This window comes from Achromobacter sp. (assembly GCF_057314935.1).
In genome coordinates, this window is the sequence record NZ_DBHKZA010000069.1 from 11,901 (window position 1) to 13,874 (window position 1,974).

Below are 1,974 nucleotides of genomic sequence, written 5' to 3' on the forward strand. Positions count from 1 at the left end.
GTCTTGCCGCCCACGCCGTGCAAGGCCGCGATGGCCAGCACCAGCGTGGCCAGGGTTTCCAGCGCCATGCAGAGGGCGACGATCTTGCGGCGGTCGTAGCGGTCGGCCACGTGACCCACCACCAGCGTCAGCGCGGCCATGGGCAGGAACTGCGCCAGGCCGATCAGCCCCAGGTCGATCGCGCTGCCGGACAGCGCATAGATCTGCCAGCCGACGGCGACCGAGACGATCTGGAAGGCCAGCGACGCGCTGACGCGCGCGAACAGGAAGTGCAGGAATGGGGGACGGGAAAGCGGACTGGGGGAGTCGGGGGCGGGCATGAGGGCGTGCGGGGATGCGGGGCTGGCGCGAGGCGCACCGGAAGCTGCATTCTAGGGACAATTGGCTGACGGGAAGCTAAGAATCGTTCAGCCTGCCGGCAATGCCGCGCATCCGGTTATGAACTTATGCTGGATGCAGCGCTGCGCTACCTATAATTCCGTCTGGCGCATCAGTCACCCACGACAAAGGCATCCATCGATGGTCACGCTTCCCGACCTGAGCTCGCGCGAACTCCAGGCCATCTGCATGGTTGCGGAGTGCGGCAGCTTCGTCGCCGCCGCGCTGACGTTGAACATCTCCCAGCCTGCGCTGACCCGCACGGTGCAGCGGGTGGAAAAGGCCGTCGGCGTTGAACTGTTCCATCGTTCCACGCGCCGGGTCGAGACCACGGCGGCGGGCCTGGAGTTCGTGTCGCTGGCCAACCGCGTGCTGGCCGACCTGCGCATTGCGTTCGAGAACATGCGAGAGATCTCCGACGAGCAGCGCGGTCGCAGCATCGTGTCGGCGGTGATGTCGGTGGCGTACACGCAACTGCCGGGCATCGTCGCGCGCTACCGCGAATCGCGGCCCCGCATCGAACTGCAGATCCGCGAAGGCGTGCATGGCACGGTGCTGGACGATGTGCGTAGCGGCGTGGCCGACATGGGCATCACGTACATCGACGAGGTGCCCGACGAATTCTCGGTGGTGTCGTTGGGCCGCGAAGCCTTTCATGTGGTGATGCCGCGTCACCATCCGCTGTCCGCGGAAACCGGCGTGACGTTGGAGCAGCTGGCGCCGTACGCGCTGGTGTCGCTGCCCCGCGAGGCGCAGACGCGCCGCCTGATCGACAGCTACGCGTCGATCGCGGCCGTGCCGCTGCGGCACGCGGTCACCGTGAGCCAGTTCGCCACCGTCATGCAATGCGTCTGGGCCGGCGTGGGCATCGCCATCGTGCCGGGCGGGGCCGTGCCCGCTGCGCTGAGCGCGGACCTGGTGGCGCGGCCGCTGGTCAAGCCCGCGCTAAGCCAGGCCATCGGCGTGGTGTTTCTCAAGGAGCGGGGCCTGACCCCCAGCGCCAGCGGTTTTCTGGCGCAGCTGCGCAGCGACTGGGTGCAAGTCGTCGCGCCTGCGCGCGCGCGCCGCGGCGGGGCCTAGCTGCCGCATCGCTTATTGCAGCCGGATTCCAGCCAGCTGCACGATGTCGGCATAGCGCTTCGCCTCCGTGCGGCAATAGGCGTCGAAGTGTTCCGGCGTGTCCCCCACCGGCATGGCTTGCGCGTCGGTCAGGCGCGCGCGTACGTCGGGTTGCCGCAGCACGTCGTTGACGGCCTGGTACAGGCTGGCCACCAACGCCGTCGGCGTTTGCGCCGGCGCCCACATGCCGTACCAGGTGGTGAGGTTGACGGTGGGATAGCCCAGTTCGGCGAAGGTGGGCACGTCCGGCAGCGCCGCCACGCGCGTGTCGGACGTGACCGCCAGCGCGCGCAGCTTGCCCCCCTTGACCAGGCTGATCGAGGACGGCATCGAATCCAGCATATAGGTGACCTGGCCGCCGATCACATCGGTCAGTGCCGGCGCGCTGCCCTTGTACGGGATGTGCGTGGCGTCCAGCTTCGCGGCCGCCTTGAACACTTCGCCGGCCAGGTGGCCGGGGGTGCCGTTGCTGGACGA

At 68.3% G+C, this 1,974-nt stretch carries 3 protein-coding genes; 1 reads left to right on the forward strand and 2 read right to left on the reverse strand.

Translation table 11 applies throughout. From position 1 onward, the window contains the following. On the reverse strand, positions 1-320 hold a 320-nt coding region (locus tag ACO6D5_RS22470; RefSeq protein ID WP_485826594.1), incomplete at its 3' end, for an MFS transporter. Positions 321-519: 199 nt separating this feature from the next. Between ACO6D5_RS22470 and ACO6D5_RS22475 the strand changes: the two genes are divergently transcribed. Next, positions 520-1,458 carry a LysR family transcriptional regulator gene (locus ACO6D5_RS22475; RefSeq protein ID WP_485826595.1) on the forward strand — a complete coding sequence of 313 codons (939 nt, stop codon included), beginning with the start codon at positions 520-522 and terminating at the stop codon, positions 1,456-1,458. Between the two features lie 12 nt (positions 1,459-1,470). Here ACO6D5_RS22475 and ACO6D5_RS22480 read toward each other — a convergent pair. Beyond that, a partial coding sequence (locus tag ACO6D5_RS22480) for a tripartite tricarboxylate transporter substrate-binding protein (RefSeq protein ID WP_485826596.1) occupies positions 1,471-1,974 on the reverse strand: 504 nt, incomplete at its 5' end.

Coding starts and splice junctions, on each gene's coding strand:
- ACO6D5_RS22475 (WP_485826595.1), top strand. CDS start 520: ATGGTCACGCTTCCCGACCTGAGCTCGCGCGAACTCCAGGCCATCTGC.